36 protein-coding genes are annotated in these 24,250 nt (G+C 66.1%); 4 read left to right on the top strand and 32 right to left on the bottom strand.

The window, feature by feature from the left end:
• Nucleotides 1-44: 44 nt before the first annotated feature.
• The 3 genes from RM1_RS03355 to RM1_RS03365 all read right to left on the bottom strand — a co-directional run bounded on the left by RM1_RS03355 (nt 45) and on the right by RM1_RS03365 (nt 4,823).
• Nucleotides 45-2,009, bottom strand: a complete 1,965-nt coding sequence (locus tag RM1_RS03355; RefSeq protein WP_169922279.1) for an Ig-like domain-containing protein — start codon at nt 2,007-2,009, stop codon at nt 45-47.
• Nucleotides 2,010-2,065: 56 nt separating this feature from the next.
• Entirely contained in the window at nt 2,066-4,066 is a 2,001-nt protein-coding gene (locus tag RM1_RS03360; protein ID WP_169922280.1) for an Ig-like domain-containing protein, read from the bottom strand.
• Between the two features lie 166 nt (nt 4,067-4,232).
• On the bottom strand, nt 4,233-4,823 hold the full coding sequence (locus RM1_RS03365) for a TetR/AcrR family transcriptional regulator (protein WP_051637692.1): 591 nt from the start codon (nt 4,821-4,823) through the stop codon (nt 4,233-4,235).
• Nucleotides 4,824-4,877: 54 nt separating this feature from the next.
• Between RM1_RS03365 and RM1_RS03370 the strand changes: the two genes are divergently transcribed.
• Both RM1_RS03370 and RM1_RS03375 read left to right on the top strand, forming a co-directional pair.
• The gene (locus RM1_RS03370) at nt 4,878-6,020 is read left to right on the top strand and encodes an acyl-CoA dehydrogenase family protein (protein ID WP_072750005.1); all 1,143 of its coding nucleotides are present in this window, start codon (nt 4,878-4,880) and stop codon (nt 6,018-6,020) included.
• 147 nt (nt 6,021-6,167) lie between these two features.
• Nucleotides 6,168-6,548: a PAS domain S-box protein gene (locus tag RM1_RS03375; RefSeq protein ID WP_143069400.1), complete on the top strand. Its 381-nt coding sequence runs from the start codon at nt 6,168-6,170 to the stop codon at nt 6,546-6,548.
• An 18-nt stretch (nt 6,549-6,566) separates the two neighbouring features.
• Here RM1_RS03375 and RM1_RS03380 read toward each other — a convergent pair whose 3' ends face one another.
• Nucleotides 6,567-7,121, bottom strand: coding sequence for a CGNR zinc finger domain-containing protein (locus tag RM1_RS03380; RefSeq protein WP_072750006.1), 555 nt, complete (start codon nt 7,119-7,121; stop codon nt 6,567-6,569).
• Nucleotides 7,122-7,175: 54 nt separating this feature from the next.
• On the opposite strand from RM1_RS03380, the gene RM1_RS03385 reads away from it, so the two are divergent.
• On the top strand, nt 7,176-8,189 hold the full coding sequence (locus RM1_RS03385; RefSeq protein WP_083576504.1) for an EamA family transporter: 1,014 nt from the start codon (nt 7,176-7,178) through the stop codon (nt 8,187-8,189).
• 21 nt (nt 8,190-8,210) lie between these two features.
• Here RM1_RS03385 and truA read toward each other — a convergent pair whose 3' ends face one another.
• The 8 genes from truA to infA all read right to left on the bottom strand — a co-directional run bounded on the left by truA (nt 8,211) and on the right by infA (nt 12,897).
• Nucleotides 8,211-9,080 carry a tRNA pseudouridine(38-40) synthase TruA gene (truA, locus tag RM1_RS03390; RefSeq protein ID WP_072750007.1) on the bottom strand — a complete coding sequence of 290 codons (870 nt, stop codon included), beginning with the start codon at nt 9,078-9,080 and terminating at the stop codon, nt 8,211-8,213.
• Between the two features lie 2 nt (nt 9,081-9,082).
• Complete coding sequence (gene rplQ / locus RM1_RS03395; protein WP_027503175.1) at nt 9,083-9,628, bottom strand: 50S ribosomal protein L17; 546 nt, start codon at nt 9,626-9,628, stop codon at nt 9,083-9,085.
• Between the two features lie 33 nt (nt 9,629-9,661).
• Entirely contained in the window at nt 9,662-10,726 is a 1,065-nt protein-coding gene (locus RM1_RS03400; RefSeq protein WP_027503174.1) for a DNA-directed RNA polymerase subunit alpha, read from the bottom strand.
• 116 nt (nt 10,727-10,842) lie between these two features.
• Nucleotides 10,843-11,448 carry a 30S ribosomal protein S4 gene (gene rpsD, locus RM1_RS03405; protein ID WP_027503173.1) on the bottom strand — a complete coding sequence of 202 codons (606 nt, stop codon included), beginning with the start codon at nt 11,446-11,448 and terminating at the stop codon, nt 10,843-10,845.
• A 21-nt stretch (nt 11,449-11,469) separates the two neighbouring features.
• Nucleotides 11,470-11,880, bottom strand: a complete 411-nt coding sequence (rpsK, locus tag RM1_RS03410) for a 30S ribosomal protein S11 (protein WP_027503172.1) — start codon at nt 11,878-11,880, stop codon at nt 11,470-11,472.
• Nucleotides 11,880-12,254, bottom strand: coding sequence for a 30S ribosomal protein S13 (gene rpsM, locus RM1_RS03415; protein WP_027503171.1), 375 nt, complete (start codon nt 12,252-12,254; stop codon nt 11,880-11,882). Before rpsM ends, rpsK begins: the two co-directional genes overlap by 1 nt.
• 227 nt (nt 12,255-12,481) lie before the next feature.
• Nucleotides 12,482-12,595, bottom strand: a complete 114-nt coding sequence (gene rpmJ, locus RM1_RS03420; protein ID WP_025347279.1) for a 50S ribosomal protein L36 — start codon at nt 12,593-12,595, stop codon at nt 12,482-12,484.
• A gap of 80 nt (nt 12,596-12,675) precedes the next feature.
• Complete coding sequence (infA, locus tag RM1_RS03425; protein WP_003418601.1) at nt 12,676-12,897, bottom strand: translation initiation factor IF-1; 222 nt, start codon at nt 12,895-12,897, stop codon at nt 12,676-12,678.
• Nucleotides 12,898-13,086: 189 nt separating this feature from the next.
• Here infA and dtd point away from each other — a divergent pair, with 189 nt between their 5' ends.
• On the top strand, nt 13,087-13,518 hold the full coding sequence (dtd, locus tag RM1_RS03430) for a D-aminoacyl-tRNA deacylase (protein WP_072750008.1): 432 nt from the start codon (nt 13,087-13,089) through the stop codon (nt 13,516-13,518).
• A gap of 96 nt (nt 13,519-13,614) precedes the next feature.
• Here the strand turns inward: dtd and map are convergent, their stop codons facing one another.
• The 20 genes from map to rplB form a co-directional block, all read right to left on the bottom strand.
• Entirely contained in the window at nt 13,615-14,409 is a 795-nt protein-coding gene (gene map / locus RM1_RS03435) for a type I methionyl aminopeptidase (protein ID WP_027503169.1), read from the bottom strand.
• 9 nt (nt 14,410-14,418) lie between these two features.
• On the bottom strand, nt 14,419-14,964 hold the full coding sequence (locus RM1_RS03440; RefSeq protein ID WP_027503168.1) for an adenylate kinase: 546 nt from the start codon (nt 14,962-14,964) through the stop codon (nt 14,419-14,421).
• Nucleotides 14,961-16,271, bottom strand: a complete 1,311-nt coding sequence (gene secY, locus RM1_RS03445; RefSeq protein WP_072750009.1) for a preprotein translocase subunit SecY — start codon at nt 16,269-16,271, stop codon at nt 14,961-14,963. Before secY ends, RM1_RS03440 begins: the two co-directional genes overlap by 4 nt.
• 182 nt (nt 16,272-16,453) lie before the next feature.
• Complete coding sequence (gene rplO / locus RM1_RS03450; protein ID WP_072750010.1) at nt 16,454-16,897, bottom strand: 50S ribosomal protein L15; 444 nt, start codon at nt 16,895-16,897, stop codon at nt 16,454-16,456.
• A gap of 2 nt (nt 16,898-16,899) precedes the next feature.
• On the bottom strand, nt 16,900-17,079 hold the full coding sequence (gene rpmD, locus RM1_RS03455; protein ID WP_027503165.1) for a 50S ribosomal protein L30: 180 nt from the start codon (nt 17,077-17,079) through the stop codon (nt 16,900-16,902).
• Nucleotide 17,080: 1 nt separating this feature from the next.
• Nucleotides 17,081-17,731 carry a 30S ribosomal protein S5 gene (gene rpsE / locus RM1_RS03460; RefSeq protein WP_027503164.1) on the bottom strand — a complete coding sequence of 217 codons (651 nt, stop codon included), beginning with the start codon at nt 17,729-17,731 and terminating at the stop codon, nt 17,081-17,083.
• Between the two features lie 31 nt (nt 17,732-17,762).
• Nucleotides 17,763-18,170, bottom strand: a complete 408-nt coding sequence (rplR, locus tag RM1_RS03465) for a 50S ribosomal protein L18 (RefSeq protein ID WP_037178049.1) — start codon at nt 18,168-18,170, stop codon at nt 17,763-17,765.
• 1 nt (nt 18,171) lies between these two features.
• Nucleotides 18,172-18,711 (bottom strand): 50S ribosomal protein L6, encoded by a 540-nt coding sequence (gene rplF / locus RM1_RS03470; protein ID WP_027503162.1) that lies wholly within the window; start codon nt 18,709-18,711, stop codon nt 18,172-18,174.
• Between the two features lie 14 nt (nt 18,712-18,725).
• Nucleotides 18,726-19,124, bottom strand: a complete 399-nt coding sequence (gene rpsH, locus RM1_RS03475) for a 30S ribosomal protein S8 (protein ID WP_007531931.1) — start codon at nt 19,122-19,124, stop codon at nt 18,726-18,728.
• A 141-nt stretch (nt 19,125-19,265) separates the two neighbouring features.
• Complete coding sequence (locus RM1_RS03480; protein ID WP_005239644.1) at nt 19,266-19,451, bottom strand: type Z 30S ribosomal protein S14; 186 nt, start codon at nt 19,449-19,451, stop codon at nt 19,266-19,268.
• Between the two features lie 3 nt (nt 19,452-19,454).
• Entirely contained in the window at nt 19,455-20,021 is a 567-nt protein-coding gene (rplE, locus tag RM1_RS03485) for a 50S ribosomal protein L5 (RefSeq protein WP_027503161.1), read from the bottom strand.
• Between the two features lies 1 nt (nt 20,022).
• Nucleotides 20,023-20,337, bottom strand: coding sequence for a 50S ribosomal protein L24 (gene rplX / locus RM1_RS03490; RefSeq protein ID WP_027503160.1), 315 nt, complete (start codon nt 20,335-20,337; stop codon nt 20,023-20,025).
• A complete protein-coding gene (rplN, locus tag RM1_RS03495; RefSeq protein WP_027503159.1) occupies nt 20,337-20,705 on the bottom strand; it encodes a 50S ribosomal protein L14 in 369 nt (122 codons plus the stop codon). The genes rplX and rplN overlap by 1 nt, the downstream gene beginning before the upstream one ends.
• A gap of 247 nt (nt 20,706-20,952) precedes the next feature.
• A complete protein-coding gene (gene rpsQ / locus RM1_RS03500) occupies nt 20,953-21,237 on the bottom strand; it encodes a 30S ribosomal protein S17 (RefSeq protein WP_027503158.1) in 285 nt (94 codons plus the stop codon).
• A complete protein-coding gene (gene rpmC / locus RM1_RS03505) occupies nt 21,234-21,470 on the bottom strand; it encodes a 50S ribosomal protein L29 (protein WP_027503157.1) in 237 nt (78 codons plus the stop codon). The genes rpsQ and rpmC overlap by 4 nt, the downstream gene beginning before the upstream one ends.
• Entirely contained in the window at nt 21,470-21,886 is a 417-nt protein-coding gene (rplP, locus tag RM1_RS03510) for a 50S ribosomal protein L16 (RefSeq protein WP_027503156.1), read from the bottom strand. Before rplP ends, rpmC begins: the two co-directional genes overlap by 1 nt.
• A 3-nt stretch (nt 21,887-21,889) precedes the next feature.
• Nucleotides 21,890-22,699, bottom strand: a complete 810-nt coding sequence (gene rpsC / locus RM1_RS03515) for a 30S ribosomal protein S3 (RefSeq protein ID WP_027503155.1) — start codon at nt 22,697-22,699, stop codon at nt 21,890-21,892.
• The gene (gene rplV / locus RM1_RS03520) at nt 22,699-23,103 is read right to left on the bottom strand and encodes a 50S ribosomal protein L22 (protein WP_027503154.1); all 405 of its coding nucleotides are present in this window, start codon (nt 23,101-23,103) and stop codon (nt 22,699-22,701) included. Before rplV ends, rpsC begins: the two co-directional genes overlap by 1 nt.
• Entirely contained in the window at nt 23,100-23,381 is a 282-nt protein-coding gene (gene rpsS / locus RM1_RS03525; protein WP_003940820.1) for a 30S ribosomal protein S19, read from the bottom strand. The genes rplV and rpsS overlap by 4 nt, the downstream gene beginning before the upstream one ends.
• A gap of 13 nt (nt 23,382-23,394) precedes the next feature.
• On the bottom strand, nt 23,395-24,234 hold the full coding sequence (gene rplB / locus RM1_RS03530) for a 50S ribosomal protein L2 (protein ID WP_027503153.1): 840 nt from the start codon (nt 24,232-24,234) through the stop codon (nt 23,395-23,397).
• Nucleotides 24,235-24,250 lie beyond the last annotated feature (16 nt).

Consider the following 24,250-nt stretch of genomic DNA (forward strand, 5'->3'; position numbering starts at 1 on the left):
TTGCAGCACCGAGCATTGTTGATATCGAGATCGATCTAGGGATTTCAGGAACCGAACTGGCTGGAACCGAACGACCCGTCCCCACCGGCACCAGCCACCGTCACCGTGCTCGCCTGAGAACCCGCACCCGAGAAACCAGCAAACCCGGAGTACGTCGCCGTAATCGAATGAGCACCCGCCGTGTCGAAGGTGTGCGACAGCTTCGCCTTACCGTCCACCACATTCACCGGACCACCGATCGGGGTCGATCCGTCCTTGAACTGCACCGTGCCACCGTTCGGGGTCGGCGACACCGTCGCCGAGAACTCCACCACCACACCACGATCCGCAGTCGCAGGCGCCGTCAACGCAATCGACGTCACCACATCGGGAACCGGAACCGACACCGACTGCACCGCAGACGTCGAACCCAGGAAACCAGGAGCACCCGAGAACACCGCCGAAATCGCATGCGCACCAGCAGCAGCGAACGTATGAGACAGAACCGCCTTACCATCCACCACATTCACCGGAGCACCCAGCGCCAGATCACCGTTCTTGAACTGAACAGTGCCACCAGCAGGAGCAGGCGCAACCGTCGCCTTCAGATCCACAGCCGCACCCACGAACGCCGTCGCAGGCACCGTCAGCTGCGTCGAGGTCGCCACATCAGCAACCGAGACCGTCACCGTGGCCGCAGGAGAGGTCGAGCCGGTGAACCCGGCACCACCGGAGTACACAGCGGTGATCGACTTCGCACCCGCAGCATCAAACGTGTGCGACAGGGTCGCCACACCACCGGCGAGAGTGACCGGGCCACCAATGTTCGCGGCGCCATCCTTGAACTGCACCGTGCCACCCGCAGCAGCAGGAGCAACCGTCGCCTTCAACTCAACCGCAGCACCCACATTCGCCGTCGCCGGCACCGTGACGGTGGTGGTGGTCGCCTCATCCGGAACCGACACCGTCACCGTCGCCGGAGCGGACGTCGAACCCGTGAAACCCGCACCACCGGAGTACACCGCGGTGATCGACTTCGCGCCCGCAGCATCAAACGTGTGCGACAAGGTCGCCACACCGGCGTTCACCGCAACCGGCCCACCAATGTTCGCGGCACCATCCTTGAACTGCACCGTGCCACCAGCAGCAGCAGGGGCAACAGTCGCCTTCAACTCAACCGCAGCACCCACATTCGCCGTCGCCGGAACCGTCAGCGTCGTCGTGGTAGCCGCGTCGGGAGCCGACACCGTCACCGACTGTGGGGCCGACTGCGACCCCTCGGCCGTGGCGGTTGCCAGGAACTTCGCGGACAGGTTGTGCGCGCCAGCGGTGGACGGCGTCCAGCCGACCGTCACAGAGCTGCCGACCAGCGGGCCCTCGCCGATCTTCGCCGCACCGTCATAGAACTCGACCACGTTGCCCGCGGCACCGCCGGCGACGGTCGCGGTCAGCTGCACGCCCTGCCCCACAGTGGCGGCCGGCACGGGGGCCAGCGTGGTGGTCGAGGCGTTCTTACGGACCGACACCGTCGGGCCCTTGCCGTCATAGGTGCCGCTGCCGAGCGTCCCGGAGTAGTGCACCGTCGTCATCAGCGGAACGCCGCGAGCACAGTCGGCACCCACCTTGTACGAGAACTCAAAGGTCCGCAGGTTCGGCGAGATGTGCGGGTACAGCGCCCAACTGCCCGCCACCTTCGCGAAGTCGGCACCCTGACTGTCGAGCCCGCGCGGGGAGCCGTCGACCTTCGCGGAGCCGTCCACATACGTCAGGCACGGCGGATGAATGTCCTTGACCTGCTGGATGTACTCGACGACACCACCGGTCCGGTCGAAGACGGTCGTCGAGGTGATGGTGTCGCCCGCGGCCGGGGTGACATCGCTGATCGTGCGGGTGATCCGCTCGCTCCCGTCATCCCAGGTCACCGAGCCCGGCGCCGCCGACGCGACACCACCACCGACCCCGAGACCGAGCACCGCGAGAGCGGCGCCACTCGTCGCCGCCACCGCGCGACGCATCATCAGACCGGACATGAACGTTCCTCCATTTGCAGAACCGAGCATTGTTGGATCGAAACAGAGCTAGAGAATCAGGAACCGAACTGGCTCGAGCCGAACGACCCGTCCCCACCGGCACCGGCCACCGTCACCGTGCTCGCCTGCGAACCCGCACCCGAGAAACCAGCGAACCCGGAGTACGTCGCCGTAATCGAATGAGCACCCGCAGTGTCGAAGGTGTGCGACAGCTTCGCCTTACCGTCCACCACGTTCACCGGACCACCGATCGGGGTCGAGCCGTCCTTGAACTGCACCGTGCCACCGTTCGGGGTCGGCGACACCGTCGCCGAGAACTCCACCACCACACCACGATCCGCAGTCGCAGGCGCAGTCAACGCAATCGACGTCACCACATCGGGAACCGGAACCGACACCGACTGCACCGCAGAAGTCGAACCCAGGAAACCGGGAGCACCCGAGAACACCGCCGAGATCGCGTGCGCACCAGCAGCAGCGAACGTATGCGACAGAACCGCCTTACCGTCCACCACATTCACCGGAGCACCGATGTTCGCGGCCCCATCCTTGAACTGCACCGTGCCACCGGCAGGAGCAGGCGAGACCGTCGCCTTCAGATCCACGGCCGCACCAACAAACGCCGACGCCGGAACGGTCACCTGCGTCGTCGTCGCCACATCAGCAACCGACACCGTCACCGTCGCCGCGGCGGAGGTCGACGTCTTGAAGCCGGGAGCCCCGGAGTAGACCGCGGTGATGCTGTGCGGACCGGCGGCGTCGAACGCATGCGGGATCGCGGCCTTGCCGTCCACCACGTTCACCGGGCCACCGAGGGCGGTGCCCCCGTCCTTGAACTGAACCGTGCCACCAGCGGGAGCAGGCGACACCGTGGCCGACAGATCGAGCGCCTCACCCACGTTTGCCGTGGCCGGAACCGTCAGCTGAGTCGAGGTCGCAACATCAGCAACCGAGACCGTCACCGTCGCCGCAGCAGAGGTCGAACCCGTGAAACCGGCACCACCCGAGTACACAGCGGTGATCGACTTCGCACCCGCCGCATCGAACGTGTGCGACAGGGTCGCCACACCGGCGTTCACCGCAACCGGCCCACCGATGTTCGCTGCGCCGTCCTTGAACTGAACCGTGCCACCCGCAGCAGCCGGAGCAACGGTCGCCTTCAGCTCAACCGCAGCACCCACATTCGCCGTCGCCGGCACCGTGATCGTGGTCGTGGTCGCCTCATCCGGCACCGACACCGTCACCGTCGCCGCAGCAGACGTCGAACCCGTGAAACCGGCACCACCCGAGTACACAGCGGTGATCGACTTCGCACCCGCCGCATCAAACGTGTGCGACAAGGTCGCCACACCGGCGTTCACCGCAACCGGCCCACCGATGTTCGCAGCGCCATCCTTGAACTGAACCGTGCCACCCGCAGCAGCCGGAGCAACAGTCGCCTTCAACTCAACCGCAGCACCCACATTCGCCGTCGCAGGCGCGGTGAGCGTCGTTGTCGTCGCGACGTCCGGCGGAGTCTGCACATCGATCGTCACGCCGATCGGATTGAACGTCTGGGTCGAACCGAAGGTGTTCACGTCGAACGTCAGACCACTGTTGAACGTGCCTGCGGGCGCGTTGTCCGGAACCTTGTACGACAGCTCCAGCGACACCTTGCGGTTGACGTTCTTCGACAGCATCCAGGCGCTCACCGAGTTCGACACCGACACCCGGTTGTTCGCCACCTCCACGCTCGGCGTCGGCGAGGAGGTCGACGCCGCCGACACCTTCGCACTACCCGGCACATACTCGAACCCAGCCGGATGCACATCGGTGATCTTGTTCAGGTACCGATCGATGATGCTGTTCACCGAGAACTCGGTCCGATACGTCACCACCTCACCCGGAAACACAGAACCATCACCCAGCAGCGTCTTGGTCGCCACGATGTTCGTGGCGGTCACCGTCGCCGACGTCTGCGCCGCCGACGCGACACCACCACCGACCCCGAGACCAAGGGCGACAACGGCGGCCGCGCTCACCGCCGCCACCGCGCGACGCATCACCGCATGAGACATTCTCGTTCCTCCATGCATCCAGGGACCCGCGCGAATGCATAGCCAGAACCGGTTACAGATCGCACGAAATGCGGCAACCATAACCAACCGTCCAACACTAAGATGCCAAATTGAGATGATTGCCTTTACGGACATTCGTCCAACAGGAAAGATGCAGTTCAGAGGCTCATACCGCGAGACCGTTGGTGAGCAGCGTTGCGAGTTCGAGATACGCCTGGGCGTCCGGGAGCCCCGTTGACTCCGCGACCCGGCGCTGCTGGATGCGGACCATCATCGCCGCGGCCACGTCGGCGACGAAGGCGGCGTTGACGTCCCGGAACTCACCCTCCCGGACCCCGGCCGTGATCAGTTCCTGCACTCGGCGGGCGGCAAACCGCGTGTTGCGCTCATAGATCTCGCGGGCCGCCGCGTTGCTCGCGAGATCGTCCATGAAGCGGGTCGAGGCCGGCCGGAGTTGCTCGCCCACCGCCTCCAGATAGGTCCCGATTCGTTCGCGAGCGCCGACGACGCCGTCGAGCCTGGATTCGACGCGTTCGGTGGCGCCCCGAAAGAAGTGCACCGTCGCCGTGCGGACGAGCTGCTCCTTGCTGTCCGCGAGCGCGTACAGCGTCGACTTCGAACACCTCAACCTGCCCGCGATGTCGTCGAGCGTCAGATGGGCGAAGCCCTCCTGAAGGAGCAGGTCGACGAGCTGATCGAGCAGCTGCGCGCGCCGCGCGGCGCCACGCACAGCTGGGGCACTGGACCGGGTTGCCATACCTCTAACAGTACTGCAGTATCTTTTCTAGTACTACTCACGAAGGAGCCCGCCGTGCCCGTCGAACGCCTGCTGCCCAGCCAGGAAGCCCGCGACCTGATCGAACTGACCCGCGACGTCGCGGACAAGGTGCTGGCCCCCAAGGTGAACGAGCACGAGAAGACGGAGACCTTCCCCGAAGGCGTCTTCCCCGCCCTCGGCCAGGCCGGGCTGTTGAGCCTGCCGTATCCCGAGGAGTTCGGCGGCGGCAACCAGCCGTACGAGGTGTACCTACAGGTGCTCGAGGAGCTCGCCGCGCGTTGGGCCGCCGTCGCCGTCGCGACCAGCGTGCACAGCCTCTCCTGCTTCGCGCTGGCCACTCATGGCACCGACGAACAGAAGTCCCGGTGGCTCCCGGACATGCTGGGCGGCAACACCATCGGCGCGTACAGCCTCTCCGAGCCGCAGGCCGGCTCCGACGCCGCCGCACTGAGCTGCAAGGCGACGCCCGTGGACGGCGGGTTCCGGGTCAACGGAGCCAAGGCCTGGATCACCAACGGCGGTCGGGCCGACTTCTACACCGTGTTCGCGCGGACCAGCGACGACGGTCCGCGCGGCATCTCCTGCCTGCTGGTGGACTCCGGCACCGAGGGTCTGACCTTCGGCAAGCCCGAGGAGAAGATGGGGCTGCGCGCCGTCCCCACCACGTCCGCCCACTACGACGACGCCTTCGTCCCGCAGGAACGGCTGATCGGAGCGCAGGGACAGGGCCTGCCCATCGCGTTCAGCGCGCTCGACTCGGGCCGCCTCGGCATCGCCGCGGTCGCGGTGGGGCTCGCCCAGGGCGCGCTCGACGACGCCGTCGCGTACGCCAAGGAGCGCAGGGCCTTCGGCAAGCGGATCATCGACCACCAGGGCCTCGGGTTCCTGCTCGCGGACATGGCCGCCGCGGTCGACTCGGCCCGCGCCACCTACCTGGACGCGGCACGCAGGCGGGACGCCGGTGTCCCCTACTCGCGCAATGCCAGCGTCGCGAAACTCGTCGCCACCGACGCCGCCATGAAGGTCACCACCGACGCCGTCCAGGTCTTCGGCGGGTACGGCTACACCCAGGATTTCCCGGTGGAGCGGTACATGCGCGAGGCCAAGATCACCCAGATCTTCGAGGGCACCAATCAGATTCAGCGCCTCGTGATCGCCCGATCCCTGGCGGGCTGACCGGACCAAAACCATTTCGGTGCTCTACACACAGAAAACCGATGTGTTGCCCATCACGTTGCACTTACACTTCCCCCGCTGTCACATTGGTTGAACGATCCACAACGTTGGATCGAGTGCTTGCGCAGACCAGTCGGGAGGTCGCGGGTGTCTTCGAGTTCCGTGAGTGCGATCAGTGGGGCCCACTATCGGGCACTCATCCACAACGTCAACATGCCGGTCATCGTGCACAAGAGCGACGATCACGTTGTCGACGTCAACCGGGCCTTCGCTGACCTCCTCGGGTATTCACTGCCCGAGGCGCGCGGCCTCGGCCCGCGCCAGTTCGTCCATCCGAGCCTCATCGAAGAACACGATCGCGGACACACCCAGTTGATCAACGGTGAGCAACTCGGCCTGTCTGCCGATGTCGACCTGGTGCGCAAGGACGGCGGCGTCATCCGGGTCAAGGTGAACAAATCAGTCGCCCGCCACAACGCCGAAACCGTCGTGATGACCGTGGTCGAGGGCGTCGCGCGGCAGGGCTGACCCAGAGCACCGCGTCACTCAGCGCGCGGCGGCCTCCGCCCTGCGCGCCCGGTACGCCGCCACGTTCGCCCGGTTTCCACAGTTCCCCGTATCGCAGTACCGGCGGGACCTGTTGCGGGACAAGTCGATCAGCACCGAATCGCAATCGGGTGCCACGCAGTGACGCAGTCGGTCGAGGTCGCCGACCCGGATCACGTCGACGATCGCCATCGCCGCCTCGGCTCCCATCCGATGCACCAACGGATCGTCGTCCGCGGTCACGTGCAGATGCCAGCCCCAGTCGCCGTGCTCGGTCAGCCGGGGCATGGCCTTCGCCTCACGGAGCAACGCGTTCACGATCTGCGCCGCGTCGCGGTCACTGCCCGACTGCCACAACCGAGCGAGCCGTGGCCGCAGCGACCGCACCGCGCGCAACTCCGACTCGGTGCCGTCCCGCCTGCCGCTCCAGTCGTGTTCGGTCAGGAACGCGTCGAGTGCGGCCACGTCGGGCAGCAGCTCACGGCCGCCGAGGCCGGTGTTGACCAATGCCGTCGCGCCGATCAGGGCCCTCTCGGTGTCATGGGCTATATACACTTTGACTCCTGACGACTCGCCTCATACCGTCATGAGTCTAATCAGATTTGACTCATGACAGGAGACGCCGACGTGCACAGCAGTGCGGCCGCTGCGATCCGAACCGGTACCGGCCTGAGCGTGCTCTCCGCCTTCACCTTCGGGCTGTCGGGTCCGTTCGCCAAGTCGCTGATGGGTGTCGGCTGGTCCCCCGGCGGCACCGTGCTCGCCCGGATCGCCGGTGCCGCCGTCGTGATGCTGGTCGTCGCCGCGATCGCCGACCCGGCCGGCCTGCGCACCGCGCACCGGCACGCCAGGACGATCGTGCTGTACGGGCTGATGGCGGTGGCAGGCGTTCAGGCCAGCTTCTTCCTGGCGCTGCAGTACCTCTCGGTCGGCGTCGCACTGATGATCCAGTTCCTCGCGCCGCTGCTGGTCATCGGCTGGGCATGGGCGACTCGGGGCGAGCGCCCCGGCGCGGTGACCCTGCTCGGCACGGGACTGGCGCTGGCCGGCGCGGTTGGCGTGCTCGACATGTTCGGGTCCGTCGAGGTCAGCCTCGCAGGCGTCGCCTGGTCTGCGATCTCGATGGTCTGCCTGGCCTGCTTCTTCGTCATCTCGGACCGGACGTCCGAGACGTTCAGCCCGCTGGTGCTGACCGCGACCGGGATGAGCGTCGGCGCCGTCGCGATCGGCTGCGTCGGACTGCTGGGTGTGCTGCCACTGAGCGTGACGGCCGCGGAGACGACCCTCGGGTCGGTCCAGCTGGCGTGGTTCGTCCCGCTCGCCCTGCTGATCCTCGTGAGCACCGTCGTCGCCTACCTGTCGGGGAGCGCCGCGGTCGCCAGGATCGGGCCGACGTTGACCTCGTTGATCCTGCTGACCGAGGTGCTGTTCGCGGTCCTCGCCTCGTTGCTCCTGCTCGGCGAGTCGATGTCGCCCGTCCAGATCGTCGGTGGCGCCGGGGTGCTCGGCGGCATCGCGCTCGCCCGGCTCGGCGGCGCAGGCGGTCGACGCCCACCGCTGCCAGCGCCGCAGCCCGCCGAGTATGCAGCTACCGACGCACCCTCACGGCCGACGCCCCGGTAACTGCACACTCGGCGACGGCGGTCAGTCGCCGCAGCAACCGCCGGGCACCGCCCGCACCTCACGGGTGACGGCGTTGCGCTCGGCGAGGTCCTCGTCGGCCGGGTAGTCGACCCGCACCAGGCTCAGCCCGTGCGCGGGCGCGACCAGCACCGAACTCGACCTCTCGCGCTCCTCCAACAGCCCGACCGTCCACTCGACGCTGCGGCGGCCCTCGCCAACCGCCAGCATCGCGCCGACCAGGCTGCGAACCATCGACCAGCAGAAGGCATCCGCGCTGACGTGCGCGGTGACGATGTCGCCATCGCGCACCCAGTCGAAGCGCTGCAACTCCCGAACCGTGGTGGCGCCGTCGCGCCGCCTGCAGAAGGCGGCGAAGTCGTGCAGACCGAGCAGCCCGGCCGACGCCCTTCTCATCGCGTCCAGGTCCAGGTCCTTCGGCACCGAGACGGTGTCGCGGGCCCGCAACGGCTCGACGCCGTACTTCGCCGTGCTGATGCGGTATTCGTAGTGCCTGCGGATCGCGGAGAAGCGGGCGTCGAACTCCGCGGGCACCGTGGCGATCGCCTTGATCCGGACGTCCGGCGGCAGGAACCGCGCGAATCGGCGAACCAGCCGGCTGGGATCGTCCAGCGGCGCCGTGAGGTCCATGTGCGCGACCTGTCCGGCCGCGTGCACGCCCGCATCGGTGCGACCGGCGACGGTCAGCTCGACCGGTTCGCGGAACACGGTCGACAGGGCCTGCTCGAGCACCCCGCACACGGTCCGGAGCCCGGGCTGGCGCGCCCAGCCGGAGAAGTCGGTGCCGTCGTAGGTCACATCGAGGCGATAGCGAACGAACCCGCCACCCCCGGAGGGGGCGACGGGTTCGTTGCGAGGTTCTGACGCGTTCAGCGTTAGTCCTTCTTGGCCTCGTCCGCGTCGGCGGCGGTGGCGGTCTCGTCCTCGACGGCCTCCACGACTGCGTCCGCGTTCTCGACCTCGGCCTCGGTCGCCTCGGCCTCGACGGCCTCCACGACGTTCTCGGCCGGGGCCTCCTGCGAAGCCTTCACGCGGCGCGCGCGGTTGGCCTCGGAGGTGACGGTCTGCTCCTTGACGAGCTCGATGATCGCCATCGGAGCGTTGTCACCCTTGCGGGGGACGGTCTTGATGATGCGGGTGTAGCCGCCATCGCGCTCCGCGTAGAACGGACCGATCTCCGCGAACAGGGTGTGCACGACATCCTTGTTGCGGATGACCTTGAGCACCTCACGACGGTGGGCCAGCGTGCCGGCCTTCGCGTGCGTGACGAGCTTCTCGGCGTAGGGCCGCAGGGCCTTGGCCTTGGCCTCGGTGGTGGTGATGCGACCGTGCTCGAAGAGCGCGGTGGCCAGATTGGCGAAGATCGCCTTCTGGTGCGAAGCCGACCCGCCGAAGCGGGCACCCTTCTTGGGCTTGGGCATGATGAATCTCCTAGTAAGGAACCGGTGAGCTGACTACAGCTGTTCGGTCTCGGCGTAGTCCTGGTCGTTGCCATCGGCATCGTTGAAGGCACCGGCGTCCGTGTCGCTCCAGGTTCCGGTGGCGGCGTCGTAGCCGGCAACGGTGGTCGGATCGAAGGAGGCCGGGCTGTCCTTGAGGGCAAGGCCGAGCGAATGCAGCTTGACCTTCACCTCGTCGATGGACTTCTGACCGAAGTTGCGGATGTCCAGCAGATCGGACTCGGTGCGACCAACCAGCTCGCCGACGGTGTGAACACCCTCGCGCTTGAGGCAGTTGTAGGAACGGACGGTGAGGTCCAGGTCCTCGATCGGCAGTCCGAAGGAAGCGATGTGATCGGCCTCGGCGGGCGAGGGTCCGATCTCGATGCCTTCTGCTTCGACGTTCAGCTCACGGGCCAGGCCGAAGAGCTCAACCAGGGTCTTGCCCGCCGAGGCGAGCGCATCCCGAGCAGTGATGGAGTTCTTGGTCTCCACGTCCAGCACGAGCCGATCGAAGTCGGTGCGCTGCTCGACGCGGGTGGCCTCCACCTTGTAGGTGACCTTGAGCACCGGCGAGTAGATCGAGTCGACCGGGATACGGCCGATCTCGGCGCCGGACGCCTTGTTCTGGACGGCGGGGACGTAGCCGCGACCGCGCTCGACGACGAGCTCGATCTCCAGCTTGCCCTTGTCGTTCAGGGTGGCGATGTGCAGATCCGGGTTGTTCACCGTGACGCCGGCCGGAGGCACGATGTCGCCTGCAGTCACGGCACCGGGGCCCTGCTTGCGGACGTACATGGTGACGGGCTCGTCCTCCTCGGAGCTCACGACCAGGCCCTTGAGGTTCAAGATGATGTCGGTGACATCTTCCTTCACGCCGGGAACGGTGGTGAACTCGTGCAGGACGCCGTCGATACGGATGCTGGTGACAGCAGCGCCGGGGATCGACGACAGCAGGGTGCGGCGAAGCGAGTTGCCGAGGGTGTACCCGAAGCCGGGCTCAAGGGGCTCGATGACGAACTTCGAGCGGTTGTCAGCGATGACCTCTTCGGTCAGCGTGGGTCGCTGAGAAATGAGCATGTGGTTTTCCTCCTGTACGGACGTCCGCTATTTGACGCCCACGATGGATGGCGCCTCCGGCACCGTGCGCCCTCCGACAGCCGGAGCTGTCAGAAAGGCGCACGGGGCACAAGGCATTACTTCGAGTACAGCTCCACGATCAGCTGCTCCTGCAGCGGAACGTCGATCTGCGCGCGCTCGGGCACATTGTGGACCAGGACGCGGAGGCGACCCGGAACGACCTGCAGCCAGCCGGGAACCGGACGGTCGCCGACGGTCTCGCGGGCAACCTGGAACGGCAGCGTGCTCAGCGACTTCTCCTTGACATCGATGATGTCGTACTGAGAAACGCGGAAGCTCGGGATGTCGACCTTCTTGTTGTTCACAAGAAGGTGGCCGTGGCTGACGAGCTGGCGGGCCTGACGACGGGTACGGGCCAGTCCGGCGCGGTACACGACGTTGTCGAGACGGGTCTCGAGGATGCGCAGCAGGTTCTCGCCGGTCTTACCCGGGCGACGCACCGCTTCCTTGTAGTAGCGGACGAACTGCTTCTCCATGACGCCGTAGGTGAAGCGAGCCTTCTGCTTCTCCTGCAGCTGGAGCAGGTACTCGCTCTCCTTGATCCGCGCGCGGCCGTGCTGGCCCGGCGGGTAGGGGCGACGCTCGAACGCCTGGTCTCCTCCGACGAGGTCGACGCGCAGACGACGCGACTTGCGGGTGATGGGGCCGGTATAACGTGCCATTTTCTAAACCTTTCCTTCCCGCTAGACCCGACGCCGCTTGGGCGGACGGCAGCCGTTGTGCGGCTGAGGGGTGACATCGGAGATGGTGCCGACCTCGAGGCCAGCAGCCTGCAGCGAGCGGATCGCGGTCTCGCGTCCCGAGCCGGGGCCCTTGACGAAGACGTCGACCTTCTTCACGCCGTGCTCCTGCGCCTTGCGGGCAGCGCTCTCGGCGGCCAGCTGAGCGGCGAACGGGGTCGACTTACGCGAACCCTTGAAGCCCACGTGGCCCGAGGACGCCCAGGAGATGACGTTGCCGGACGGGTCCGTGATGGACACGATGGTGTTGTTGAAGGTGCTCTTGATGTGAGCTGCGCCGTGCGGGACGTTCTTCTTGTCCCTGCGACGTGCCTTCTGGGTCTTCTTCGGACCGGTGCGTGACTTAGGGGGCATTACTTCGCCTTCTTCTTGCCGGCAATGGTGCGCTTGGGGCCCTTACGGGTGCGCGCGTTGGTCTTGGTGCGCTGTCCACGCACGGGCAGACCACGACGGTGGCGCAGGCCCTGGTAGCAGCCGATCTCGATCTTGCGACGAATGTCCGCCTGAACCTCGCGGCGAAGGTCACCCTCGACCTTCAGCGACTCCTCGATGTACTCGCGGAGCTTGGTCAGATCCTCGTCGCTGAGGTCCTTGCTGCGCAGATCCGGGTTGACACCCGTGGCCGCGAGGATCTCCTTGGAGCGGGTACGGCCGACGCCGTAGATGTAGGTCAGTGCGATCTCCATGCGCTTTTCGCGAGGAAGATCAACACCTGCGAGACGTGCCATGTTGGCATTTCCTATCGGTGTGCGGAGGTCTGCTCCCAGTCCGTCCCCTGTGTCCTCTGATCGCTCAGAGCGTCTTTCAACTAACTCAGTGGGGCCCCGGCCTCCGTGCCGGGGGTGCACCGGGATGTGCTGTTCGGGCCTGAACCCGTTGGCCGTCATCCCGGCTGGTGCTGAGAGGTCTTCTTTTCAGTTGCGTCGGACAAGCCGATCGCAAGTCGTGCAGGTGGTTATCCCTGACGCTGCTTGTGACGCAGGTTGTCGCAGATGACCATGACCCGGCCGTTACGACGGATCACCTTGCACTTCTCGCAGATCTTCTTGACGCTGGGCTGAACCTTCACGTCTGTCTAATCTCCTGTGTGTCGCCCACCGGTGGGTGGACATGGTTCCCCCAGGCCAGATGTGGCCCGGGAAGTGTGTGTTACTTGTACCGGTAGACGATGCGACCGCGAGAGAGGTCATAGGGCGACAGCTCTACGACGACACGGTCTTCCGGCAGGATGCGAATGTAGTGCTGACGCATCTTCCCGCTGATGTGCGCGAGGACCTTGTGGCCGTTCTCGAGCTCAATGCGGAACATTGCATTGGGCAGCGGTTCGACTACGCGTCCCTCGACCTCGATGGCCCCGTCTTTCTTAGCCATATCCTCCGCGATCCGTTGGTGGGCATCGTTCTCCGTTACGGTGATGCGCACGCGGTAGAGAACCGGCGAGCCGCACAGACGCACGAAACGACCGGCACGCAGGGCGCACCGTTGATCTAGCTTACCGGAGTTCGCTCACCAGGCCAAATGCGGGTTGTATCGCCCCGGACCCCCGAAGGGATGTGAAGAGTGCGCGCTGTGGTGCAACGGGTCACCGAGGCGGCCGTCGAGGTGGACGGTCACACCGTCGCCAGGATCGACCCGGCCGGCCAGGGGCTGCTGGTCCTGCTCGGCGTCGGCCACGGCGACGATTCCGCGGTCGCCGACGCCCTCGCCGCGAAGGTGTGGAAGCTCCGCATCCTGGACGACGAGCGCTCGGCCTCCGACATCGGCGCGCCGATCCTGGTGGTCAGCCAGTTCACGCTGCTCGCGGACACCCGCAAGAGCCGCCGCCCGTCCTGGTCCGCGGCCGCGCCGCGCGCCGTGGCCGAGCCACTGGTCGACGCGTTCGCCGACGCGCTGCGCGGATTGGGCGCACAGGTCGAGACCGGCCACTTCGGCGCGCACATGCGCGTCAGTTCGGTCAACGACGGCCCGGTCACCCTGCTGCTCGAGTCCTGAGCCTGCACGTCGCCACGATCCCCCGGATCCCGAAACCGAGAACGGGCACCCACGGTCGGGTTCGACCGTGAGTGCCCGTTCTCCGATGGAGTGCGCCTACTCGGGGCGCAGGGTGAGGATCCGCGGGCCGTCCTCGGTGACCGCGACGGTGTGCTCCCAGTGCGCTGCCCGCGATCCGTCGGTGGTGACGACGGTCCACTCGTCGTCGAGCACCACGGTCTCGTGGGTACCGAGCGTCAGCATCGGCTCGATGGCCAACACGGAGCCGATGACGAGCTCGGGCCCCTTGCCGGGCGCCCCCTCGTTCGGCAGGAACGGATCCATGTGCATCTCGCGGCCGATGGCGTGACCGCCGTATCCGTCGACGATGCCGTACTTGCGACCGTGCGCCTCCGCGGCGGCCAGGGTGCCCAGCTCGATCGCGTGCGAGACGTCGGTGAGGCGATTGCCTGCGATCATGGCCGCGATGCCCGCCTCCATCGAGAGCCTGGTGGCCTCGCTGAGCAGCTCGTCGGCCTCGATGATCGTCCCGACGCCGAAGGTCCAGGCGGAGTCGCCGTGCCAGCCGTCGAGGATCGCGCCGCAGTCGATGGACACCAGGTCACCCTCGACGAGGACGTCCTCGGCCGACGGGATCCCGTGCACCACACGGTCGTTGACCGACGAGCAGATCGATCCGGTGAACCCGTGATACCCGAGGAACGACGGCACGGCACCGGCGTCGCGAATGGTCTGCTCTGCCAGCTGATCTAGCTCGAGCGTGCTCACGCCGGGTTTCGCCGCATTGCGCACCGCGACGAGTGTCGCGCCGACGACGGCGCCGGCCGCCGCCATCGCGTCCAGCTCGCCCGCGGTGCGGAAGGGAACGACCTTCTTACGACGAAACCCCACGACGGCCTCTTACTTACCGAGCGCGGCGAGCGCGCGCGCGTTGACCTCGTCGACCTCGCCGACGGCGTCGACGGTGACGATCTGACCTGCGTAGTGGTCCAGCAGCGGAGCGGTCTCCTCGCGGTAGACACGCATCCGGTTGCGGATCACGTCTTCGGTGTCGTCCGCGCGACCGCGGGCGAGCATCCGCTCCACCACGACGTCGTCGTCGACCTCGAACGCGAGCACGCCGTCGAGCTTGGCGTTCAGCTCGCCGAGGATGCCCTCGAGCGCCTGCGCCTGATCGACCGTGCGGGGGAAACCATCGAGCAGGAAACCGTTCACGGCGTCCGGCTCGGAGACCCGGGCGCGAACCATGTTGTTGGTGATCTCGCTGGGCACCAGGTCGCCTGCGTCGAGGTACTTCTTCGCCTCGAGTCCGAGCGCCGTCTGCTGCCCGATGTTGGCGCGGAACAGGTCGCCCGTGGAGATGTGCGGAACGCCGAGCTTTTCCGACAGGATGGCGGCCTGAGTGCCCTTACCGGCACCGGGAGGACCAAGGAGGACAAGTCTCACTTGAGGAACCCTTCGTAGTTGCGCTGCATGAGTTGACTCTCGATCTGCTTGACGGTGTCGAGGCCGACGCTGACGAGAATCAGCACCGCCGCACCACCGAAGATGCTGCTACCCGCACTTCCGCTCAGGAAGAAATTGGGCAGCACCGCGATGAGACCGAGGTAGATGGCGCCCGGCAGCGTGATGCGGCTGAGCACGTAGTTGAGGTAATCCGCCGTCGGGCGGCCCGGGCGGATGCCCGGGATGAAGCCACCGAACTTCTTCATCTCGTCCGCGCGCTCTTCGGGATTGAAGGTGATCGCGACATAGAAGTAGGTGAAGAAGACGATGAGCAGGAAGTAGATGAGGATATAGACCGGGTTACTCGGGTTCACCAGGTACTTCTGGATGATCTCCTGCCACCAGCTCGGATCGGTCGCCGTGCTGGCGCCGGTCAGCTGGGCGATCAGGTTCGGCAGATACAGCAGCGAGGACGCGAAGATCACCGGGATGACGCCGGCCTGATTGACCTTGAGCGGCAGGTACGTCGAGGACCCGCCGTACATCTTCCGGCCGACCATCCGCTTGGCGTACTGCACCGGGATGCGCCGCTGGCCCTGCTCGACGAAGACCACGCCCGCGATGAGGGCGAGGGCGGCGACACAGACCATCGCGAAGATGAGCCCGCCTCGGCTGTCGAGGATCGCCCCGCCCTCCGCGGGCATGCGCGAGGCGATACCCGAGAAGATCAGCAGCGACATGCCGTTGCCGACACCGCGCTCGGTGATCAGCTCGCCGAACCACATCACCAGGGCCGCGCCGGCCGTCATCACCAGGACGATGGTCACCAGGCCGAAGATGGACTGGTCGGCGATGATGTCTTCCTGGCAGCCCTGCAGCAGCTGGCCGCGCGCTGCGAGCGCGACGATGCCGGTGGACTGCAGGATGGCCAGCGCGATCGACAGGTACCGCGTGTACTGGGTCATCTTCGCCTGGCCCGACTGGCCCTCCTTGCGGAGTTCCTCGAACCTGGGGATGACCACCGTCAGCAGCTGCACGATGATGCTGGCCGTGATGTACGGCATGATGCCGATCGCGAACACCGACAGCTGCAGCAACGCGCCACCGGAGAACAGGTTGATCAGCGAGTAGATGCCCGCCGAGTCACCACCGGAGATCTGGTCGATACAGGTCTTGACGTTCGAGTAGTCGACGCCGGGCGACGGCAGCGTCGCACCGAACCGGTACAACGCGATGATGCCGAGGGTGAAGAGGATCTTCCGCCTCAGGTCGGGAGTCCTGAGGGCCGAGACGAAGGCGGAAAGCAAAGATCCTCCTGGCACTGGCAGATAGCGAGCGGGATCGCTCACGAGGCGAAATGAACTTTAGAACACTAGCAGTGGCACCCGTTCACTCAGCCCCGATAGGCCGTGTGAGTCAGGTTAGACGAATGGCCGCAGCACGCCCCGTCGGGATGCGCTGCGGCCATCGGTCTCGAACTACTGGTGGATCACAGCTCGGTGGTCGTCCCACCGGCAGCGGTGATCTTCTCCTTGGCGGAACCGGTGAACTTGTTCGCGGTGACCTGAACGGACACCGTGAGCTCTCCGTCGCCGAGGACCTTCACGAGCTGGTTCTTGCGAACCGCGCCTGCCTCGACGAGCTCGGCAACGCCGATGGTCCCACCGTTGGGGAACAGCCGGGCGATATCGCCCACGTTGACGACCTGGTACTCGGTCCGGAACGGGTTCTTGAATCCCTTGAGCTTGGGCAGACGCATGTGCAGCGGCATCTGTCCACCCTCGAAGGCGGCGGGCACGTTCTTGCGGGCCTTGGTGCCCTTCGTGCCGCGACCTGCGGTCTTACCGCGCTTGCCGCCCTCGCCTCGACCGACGCGGATCTTGTCGGACTTGGCACCGGGAGCGGGGCGCAGGTGGTGCAACTTGATGGTCATGGTTAGACCTCCTCAACTGTGACGAGGTGGCGGACCACGTTGACCAGGCCACGGTTCTGCGCGTTGTCCTCGCGGACGACGGTCTGACGGATGCCCTTCAGACCGAGGGTGCGCAGGCTGTCGCGCTGGTTCTTCTTGGTACCGATAGAGCTCTTTACCTGGGTGACCTTCAGTTCAGCCATCTCAGACTCCCTGTCCCGCACGTGCACGCAGCATGCCGGCCGGGGCCACGTCCTCGAGCGGCAGTCCGCGGCGAGCGGCCACCTCCTCGGGACGCTGGAGGCCCTTGAGGGCGGCAACGGTCGCGTGGACGACGTTGATTGCGTTGTCGCTACCGAGCGACTTCGACAGGATGTCGTGGATACCCGCGCACTCGAGCACGGCACGCACCGCGCCACCGGCGATGACACCGGTACCGGCGCTGGCCGGACGGAGCATGACCACACCGGCGGCCGCCTCACCCTGGACGGGGTGAGTGATGGTGCCGCCGATCATCGGAACGCGGAAGAAGCTCTTGCGAGCCTCCTCGACACCCTTCTGGATGGCCGCGGGAACTTCCTTGGCCTTGCCGTAGCCGACGCCAACGAGTCCGTTGCCGTCGCCCACGATCACGAGAGCGGTGAAGCTGAAGCGACGACCACCCTTGACGACCTTCGACACGCGGTTGATGGTGACAACGCGCTCGATGTGGTTCGACTTCTCGGCCGCCTGGCCGCCACGACGATCGTCACGACCGCCGCCACGGCGATCGCCGCCGCCACGGTTGTCCCCGGTGTTGGGGCCACCCTGTCCGGCGGGTCCGCTGCCGCCGTCACGCCTCTGACGTCCCGGCATCAGACTGTCCTTCCATTCGTGAGCTTCATCATCAGAACTTCAACCCGCCTTCGCGAGCAGCGTCCGCCAGGGCCGCGATGCGACCGTGGTAGCCGTGGCCACCGTGGTCGAACACCACTGCCTCGACGCCTGCTGCCTTCGCGCGCTCGGCGATCAGCTGACCGACCTTCGCGCTGAGGGCCTTCTTGTCGCCCTCGGCAACACGCAGGTCCGCCTCGGTGGTCGACGCGGCGGCCAGGGTACGGCCGGCCAGGTCGTCCACGAGCTGGACGTGGATGTGGCGCGAGGACCGGTTCACGACCAGGCGCGGACGCTCGGGCGTGCCCGAGACCTTCTTGCGCAGACGGAAGTGACGACGCGTCTTCGAGAGACGACGCGTGGTGGACGCATCCTTGCCCAGCGGGATCCGCTTGGCTTTCTGGTTTGCAGTCTGGCTCATATCACTTACCCGTCTTTCCGACCTTGCGGCGGATCTGCTCACCCTCGTAACGCACGCCCTTGCCCTTGTACGGGTCCGGACGGCGAAGACGACGGATGTTGGCCGAGATCTGGCCGACCTTCTGCTTGTCGATACCCGAGACCGAGAACCGGGTGGGCGACTCGACGACGAAGGTGATGCCCTCGGGGGCCTCGATCGGCACCGGGTGGCTGTAACCCAGCGCGAACTCGAGGTCCTTGCCCTTGAGCGCGACGCGGTAACCCACGCCGTGGATCTCCATCTTCGTGGTGTAGCCCTCGGTGACACCGGTGATCAGGTTGGCGACCAGGGTGCGCGAGAGGCCGTGCAGCGCGCGGCTGCGACGCTCGTCGTCCGGACGGGTGACCAGAAGGGCACCGTCCTCGCTCTTGGCAACGCTGATCGGCTCGGAGATCGTCAGCGCCAGGGTGCCCTTCGGGCCCTTGACCGAGACGTTCTGTCCTTCGATGGTGACGTCAACGCCCGCGGGGACGGTGACCGGAATCTTTCCAATACGCGACATTGTGGTGGCCTCCCTTACCAGACGTAGGCGAGGACTTCGCCGCCGACGCCCTGCTTGGCCGCCTGACGATCCGTGAGCAGGCCGGAAGACGTGGAGATGATCGCCACGCCGAGGCCGCCCAGGACCTTGGGCAGGTTGGTGGACTTCGCGTAAACCCGGAGACCGGGCTTGGAAACGCGCCGGACACCCGCGAGGCTGCGCTCACGGCTGGGTCCGTACTTCAGGTCGACGACGAGGGTCTTGCCCACCTCGGCGTCCTCGGTACGGAAATCGGAGATGTAGCCCTCGCGCTTGAGGATCTCGGCGATGTTCGCCTTGATCTTCGAGTGGGGAAGCTTCACCTCGTCGTGGTACGCCGAGTTGGCGTTGCGCAGACGCGTCAAGAAGTCTGCGATCGGATCGGTCATGGTCATGGGGTTGACCTGTTCACCTTTCTCGCAGCGGTTCCCATGCAACACCGGGATCGGCACTCGAGGAGCACCGGCCGGCCGTGGGCCTACAGCGAAGGGGTTTTCCTTTGGACTGGCTCACGGATGCGAGCCAGAAGTTTCTGACTACCAGGAGCTCTTGTGAACGCCGGGCAGCTCGCCCGCGTGCGCCATCTCGCGAACGCAGATTCGGCACAGGCCGAACTTGCGGAACACCGAGTGGGGACGGCCGCACCGCTGGCAGCGGGTGTAGGCGCGCACCGCGAACTTGGGCTTCTTGTTGGCCTTGTTGACCAGTGCCTTCTTCGCCATGGCTCAGTTCTCCTTGAACGGGAAGCCGAGGTGCTTGAGCAGGGCACGGCCTTCTTCGTTGTTGGTCGCGGTCGTCACGACGGTGATGTCCATACCGCGCGGGCGATCGATCTTGTCCACGTCGATCTCGTGGAACATCGACTGCTCGTTGAGACCGAAGGTGTAGTTGCCGTTGCCGTCGAACTGCTTGCCGGACAGGCCACGGAAGTCCCTGATACGGGGCAGCGCGATGCTGACCAGGCGATCGAGGAACTCCCACATGCGGTCGCCACGGAGGGTGACGCGCGCGCCGATGGGCATGCCCTCACGCAGCTTGAACTGCGCGATGGACTTGCGGGCCTTGCGGATCTCGGGCTTCTGGCCGGTGATCAGTTCGAGGTCGTGGACCGCTCCGTTGATCAGCTTCGCGTCGCGGGCGGCGTCGCCGACACCCATGTTGACGACGACCTTGACCACGCCGGGGATCTGCATGACGTTCGCGTACTCGAACTCCGCGTTCAGCGCGTCCTTGATCTCGGCGCGGTAGCGGGTCTTCAGACGGGGAACGATCTTGTTCTCAGTGCTAGTCATCTCAGATGTCCTTCCCGTTCTTACGGGAGATCCGAACCCGCTTGCCGTTCTCATCGGTGCGGTAGCCCACGCGAGTTGCGTTACCGTCCGAGTCCACGACCTGCACGTTCGACACGTGGATCGGGGCTTCCTGCGTCACGATGCCGCCGGAGGAGGCGCCACGCTCGTTCGCGGAGACCGCGGTGTGCTTCTTGATCCGGTTCACGCCCTCGACGAGGACCTTCTCGGTCGCCGGGAAGGCCTGGATGACCTTGCCCTTGGCGCCCTTGTCCTTGCCGGCGATGACCAGAACGGTGTCACCCTTGTGCACCTTCATCACAGCACCTCCGGGGCGAGCGAAACGATCTTCATGAACTTCTTGTCACGCAGCTCGCGACCGACGGGTCCGAAGATGCGGGTGCCACGGGGATCGTGATCAGGCTTGATGAGAACCGCAGCGTTCTCGTCGAACTTGATGTACGAGCCGTCCGGACGGCGGCGCTCCTTGGTGGTGCGGACGATGACGGCCTTGACGACCTCGCCCTTCTTGATGTTTCCACCCGGGATGGCGTCCTTGACGGTGGCGACGATGATGTCGCCGATCCCGGCGTAGCGACGAGACGAACCGCCGAGAACGCGGATGCAGAGAATCTCCTTGGCACCCGTGTTGTCGGCGACACGCAGTCGCGACTCCTGCTGAATCACTGATCTCTCCTAAGACCTGGATTTTCGTACGCACCGGATTACCGACCCGATGCGCGCGGTCTGTTACCCAGCCCTACCCGCATGCGGGCATGCGGAGGCACAGGCAACCGCTCTAGTGTAGGGAACACGCCGAGGGAATCCAAATCGCGCGCGATCGGCCTCGATTGTGGTTGTGCGCTCCCCCGCTGGTGGCACACGCAAAACGGCCCGCCCCCAACCGGGGACGGGCCGTTTCGGTTTAGTGCTCTTACTTGGCCTTCTCGAGCACCTCGACCAGACGCCAGCGCTTGGTCGCCGACAGCGGTCGGGTCTCCATGAGCTGGACGCGGTCGCCGATGCCGGCGATGCCGTTCTCGTCGTGCGCCTTCACCTTGGTGGTACGGCGGATGATCTTGCCGTACAGCGGGTGCTTCACACGATCCTCGAGCTCGACGACGATCGTCTTCTCCATCTTGTCGGAGACGACGTAGCCGATGCGGACCTTGCGGGTCCCACGCTCTTCAGTCACTGCGTTGTCCTTCTTCTCACTCATGCCGCGTCACCCGCATCCGGGCCGGCGGCGAGGCCGAGCTCACGCTCACGCATGACCGTGTAGACGCGCGCGATCTCGTGACGGACAGTGCGCAGGCGACGGTTGTTGTCCAACTGACCGGTCGCCATCTGGAAGCGAAGGTTGAACAGCTCTTCCTTCGACTCGCGGAGCTTGGTGACCAGCTCTTCTTCGCTGAGCTCGCGGAGCTCTGCGGCTGGGGTTCCAGTAGCCATCAGAACTGCTCCTCCCTCGTGACGATCCTGCACTTGCACGGGAGCTTGTGCATCGCGCGGCGCAGGGCCTCGCGAGCAATCTCCTCGTTCGGGTAAGTCATCTCGAACATGACCCGACCGGGCTTGATGTTCGCGACCCACCACTCGGGCGAACCCTTACCGGAACCCATTCGGGTCTCGGCGGGCTTCTTCGTGAGCGGACGATCCGGGAAGATGTTGATCCAGATCTTGCCGCCACGCTTGATGTGGCGCGTCATGGCGATACGAGCGGACTCGATCTGACGGTTGGTGATGTAGGCGGGCTCGAGAGCCTGGATGCCGTAGTCACCGAAGGTCACCTGGGTTCCACCCTTGGCGGCACCCGAACGGCTCGGGTGGTGCTGCTTGCGGTGCTTGACCCGACGGGGGATCAACATGCGTCAGCCCTCCTGATTCGGCTCGGTCGAAGCCGGAGCTTCGGCGGTGGCGGTCGCTGCGCGGCCCGCCTCGGTGCTGGTCGCCGTGGTGCCCGAGGCACCGGAGCGACGCGGACGGCTCGGACGCTCGCGACGGGGGCGATCGCCGGCCGGGGCAGCAGCGTTGGCGGTGAGCTCACGCTTGCCACCGACGATGTCGCCCTTGTAGATCCAGACCTTCACGCCGATGCGGCCGAAGGTGGTCTTGGCCTCGTAGAGCCCGTAGTCGATGTCCGCGCGCAGCGTGTGCAGCGGAACCCGACCCTCGCGGTAGAACTCCGAGCGGGACATCTCGGCGCCGCCGAGGCGGCCCGAGCACTGCACCCGGATGCCCTTGACGTTCGGCTGACGCATGGCCGACTGGATGGCCTTGCGCATGGCGCGACGGAACGCGACGCGGTTCGACAGCTGCTCCGCGACACCCTGGGCCACGAGCTGGGCCTCGGCCTCAGCGTTCTTGACCTCGAGGATGTTGAGCTGCACCTGCTTGCCGGTCAGCTTCTCCAGCTCGGCGCGGATGCGATCGGCCTCGGCGCCACGGCGACCGATGACGATGCCCGGACGCGCGGTGTGGATGTCGACGCGGACCCGGTCACGGGTGCGCTCGATCTCCACCTTCGCGATGCCGGCCCGCTCCATGCCGGTGGCGAGGAGCTTGCGGATGGCGACGTCTTCCTTGACGTACTCCGCGTACTGCTTGTCTGCGTACCAGCGAGACTTCCAGTCGGTGGTGATGCCGAGGCGGAAGCCGTGCGGGTTGATTTTCTGGCCCACTACTGAGCACTTCCCTTCCGGCGATTGCGGGTCGAGGTGCCGGCCTTGGGCAGGCTCTCCACGATCACGGTGATGTGGCTAGTGCGCTTGCGGATCCGGAACGCACGGCCCTGTGCACGCGGCTGGAACCGCTTGAGGGTCGCACCCTCGTCCACGAACGCCGTGGCGACGACAAGCGTGCTCGGGTCCAGGTCGAGGTTGTTCTCGGCGTTGGCCGCTGCGGAGGCGATCACCTTGGCGACCGGCTCGCTCGCTGCCTGCGGCGCGAACTTCAGGATCGACAGCGCGTCCTCGACGGAGCGCCCGCGAACCAGATCCACGACACGACGCGCCTTCATCGGCGTCACACGCACGTGGCGCGCGACAGCCTTGGCGGTCGGGTTGGCGGTTTCGGTGTTACTCATCGCCTCTTCGCCTTCCGATCATCCTTGATGTGACCCTTGAACGTACGGGTCGGTGCAAACTCTCCGAGCTTGTGTCCGACCATCGAGTCGGAAACGAACACGGGGACGTGCTTACGGCCGTCGTGGACCGCAAACGTGTGTCCGATGAAGTCCGGGATGATCGTGGAACGACGGGACCAGGTCTTGATGACCTGCTTGGTTCCCTTCTCGTTCTGCACATCCACCTTCGCGAGGAGGTGGTCATCGACGAACGGGCCCTTCTTCAGGCTGCGTGGCATTCTGAACTCCCTCCTAGCGCTTGTTCTTGCCGGTACGGCGGCGGCGGACGATGAGCTTGTCGCTCGGCTTGTTGGGCTTGCGGGTACGGCCCTCAGGCTGTCCCCACGGGCTGACCGGGTGGCGACCACCGGAGGTCTTGCCCTCGCCACCACCGTGCGGGTGGTCGACCGGGTTCATCACGACACCACGGACGGTCGGGCGCTTGCCCTTCCAGCGCATACGGCCGGCCTTGCCCCAGTTGATGTTCGACTGCTCGGCGTTGCCGACCTCGCCGACGGATGCGCGGCAGCGCACGTCGACGCGACGGATCTCACCGGAGGGCATACGCAGGGTCGCGTAGGGGCCTTCCTTGCCCAGCAGCTGGATGCTGGCGCCGGCGGAGCGGGCCATCTTGGCACCGCCGCCCGGACGCAGCTCCACCGCGTGGATGGTGGTACCGGTCGGGATGTTGCGCAGCGGCAGGTTGTTGCCCGGCTTGATGTCGGCCGCGGGGCCGGACTCCACGAGGGCACCCTGCTCGAGGCCCTTCGGCGCGATGATGTAGCGCTTCTCGCCGTCCCGGTAGTGCAGCAGGGCGATGCGGGCGGTGCGGTTGGGGTCGTACTCGATGTGAGCGACCTTGGCCGGCACGCCGTCCTTGTCGTTGCGACGGAAATCGATCAGCCGGTAGGCGCGCTTGTGACCGCCACCCTTGTGACGGGTGGTGATGCGACCGTGGGCGTTACGTCCACCGCGACCGTGCAGCGGGCGGATAAGCGACTTCTCGGGAGTCGACCGAGTGATCTCGGCGAAGTCCGAGACGCTCGAGCCGCGACGGCCCGGGGTAGTCGGCTTGTACTTACGGATTGCCATGAGTCTTCTCGTCCTC

It is taken from the genome of Rhodococcus maanshanensis NBRC 100610 (assembly GCF_001894865.1).
GTDB classification, from domain to species: Bacteria; Actinomycetota; Actinomycetes; order Mycobacteriales; family Mycobacteriaceae; genus Rhodococcus_G; species Rhodococcus_G maanshanensis.

Excerpts from the sequence above, each read along its gene's own strand:
- RM1_RS03355 (WP_169922279.1), bottom strand. The coding sequence starts at position 2,009 with ATGTCCGGTCTGATGATGCGTCGCGCGGTGGCGGCGACGAGTGGCGCC.
- RM1_RS03360 (WP_169922280.1), bottom strand. The coding sequence starts at position 4,066 with ATGTCTCATGCGGTGATGCGTCGCGCGGTGGCGGCGGTGAGCGCGGCC.
- RM1_RS03365 (WP_051637692.1), bottom strand. The coding sequence starts at position 4,823 with ATGGCAACCCGGTCCAGTGCCCCAGCTGTGCGTGGCGCCGCGCGGCGC.
- RM1_RS03385 (WP_083576504.1), top strand. The coding sequence starts at position 7,176 with ATGACAGGAGACGCCGACGTGCACAGCAGTGCGGCCGCTGCGATCCGA.
- rplQ (WP_027503175.1), bottom strand. The coding sequence starts at position 9,628 with ATGCCCAAGCCCAAGAAGGGTGCCCGCTTCGGCGGGTCGGCTTCGCAC.
- RM1_RS03400 (WP_027503174.1), bottom strand. The coding sequence starts at position 10,726 with ATGCTCATTTCTCAGCGACCCACGCTGACCGAAGAGGTCATCGCTGAC.
- rpsD (WP_027503173.1), bottom strand. The coding sequence starts at position 11,448 with ATGGCACGTTATACCGGCCCCATCACCCGCAAGTCGCGTCGTCTGCGC.
- rpsK (WP_027503172.1), bottom strand. The coding sequence starts at position 11,880 with ATGCCCCCTAAGTCACGCACCGGTCCGAAGAAGACCCAGAAGGCACGT.
- rpsM (WP_027503171.1), bottom strand. The coding sequence starts at position 12,254 with ATGGCACGTCTCGCAGGTGTTGATCTTCCTCGCGAAAAGCGCATGGAG.
- infA (WP_003418601.1), bottom strand. The coding sequence starts at position 12,897 with ATGGCTAAGAAAGACGGGGCCATCGAGGTCGAGGGACGCGTAGTCGAA.
- rplO (WP_072750010.1), bottom strand. The coding sequence starts at position 16,897 with ATGACCATCAAGTTGCACCACCTGCGCCCCGCTCCCGGTGCCAAGTCC.
- rpmD (WP_027503165.1), bottom strand. The coding sequence starts at position 17,079 with ATGGCTGAACTGAAGGTCACCCAGGTAAAGAGCTCTATCGGTACCAAG.
- rpsE (WP_027503164.1), bottom strand. The coding sequence starts at position 17,731 with ATGCCGGGACGTCAGAGGCGTGACGGCGGCAGCGGACCCGCCGGACAG.
- rplR (WP_037178049.1), bottom strand. The coding sequence starts at position 18,170 with ATGAGCCAGACTGCAAACCAGAAAGCCAAGCGGATCCCGCTGGGCAAG.
- rplF (WP_027503162.1), bottom strand. The coding sequence starts at position 18,711 with ATGTCGCGTATTGGAAAGATTCCGGTCACCGTCCCCGCGGGCGTTGAC.
- rpsH (WP_007531931.1), bottom strand. The coding sequence starts at position 19,124 with ATGACCATGACCGATCCGATCGCAGACTTCTTGACGCGTCTGCGCAAC.
- RM1_RS03480 (WP_005239644.1), bottom strand. The coding sequence starts at position 19,451 with ATGGCGAAGAAGGCACTGGTCAACAAGGCCAACAAGAAGCCCAAGTTC.
- rplE (WP_027503161.1), bottom strand. The coding sequence starts at position 20,021 with ATGACTAGCACTGAGAACAAGATCGTTCCCCGTCTGAAGACCCGCTAC.
- rplX (WP_027503160.1), bottom strand. The coding sequence starts at position 20,337 with ATGAAGGTGCACAAGGGTGACACCGTTCTGGTCATCGCCGGCAAGGAC.
- rpsQ (WP_027503158.1), bottom strand. The coding sequence starts at position 21,237 with ATGAGTGAGAAGAAGGACAACGCAGTGACTGAAGAGCGTGGGACCCGC.
- rpmC (WP_027503157.1), bottom strand. The coding sequence starts at position 21,470 with ATGGCTACTGGAACCCCAGCCGCAGAGCTCCGCGAGCTCAGCGAAGAA.
- rplP (WP_027503156.1), bottom strand. The coding sequence starts at position 21,886 with ATGTTGATCCCCCGTCGGGTCAAGCACCGCAAGCAGCACCACCCGAGC.
- rplV (WP_027503154.1), bottom strand. The coding sequence starts at position 23,103 with ATGAGTAACACCGAAACCGCCAACCCGACCGCCAAGGCTGTCGCGCGC.
- rpsS (WP_003940820.1), bottom strand. The coding sequence starts at position 23,381 with ATGCCACGCAGCCTGAAGAAGGGCCCGTTCGTCGATGACCACCTCCTC.
- rplB (WP_027503153.1), bottom strand. The coding sequence starts at position 24,234 with ATGGCAATCCGTAAGTACAAGCCGACTACCCCGGGCCGTCGCGGCTCG.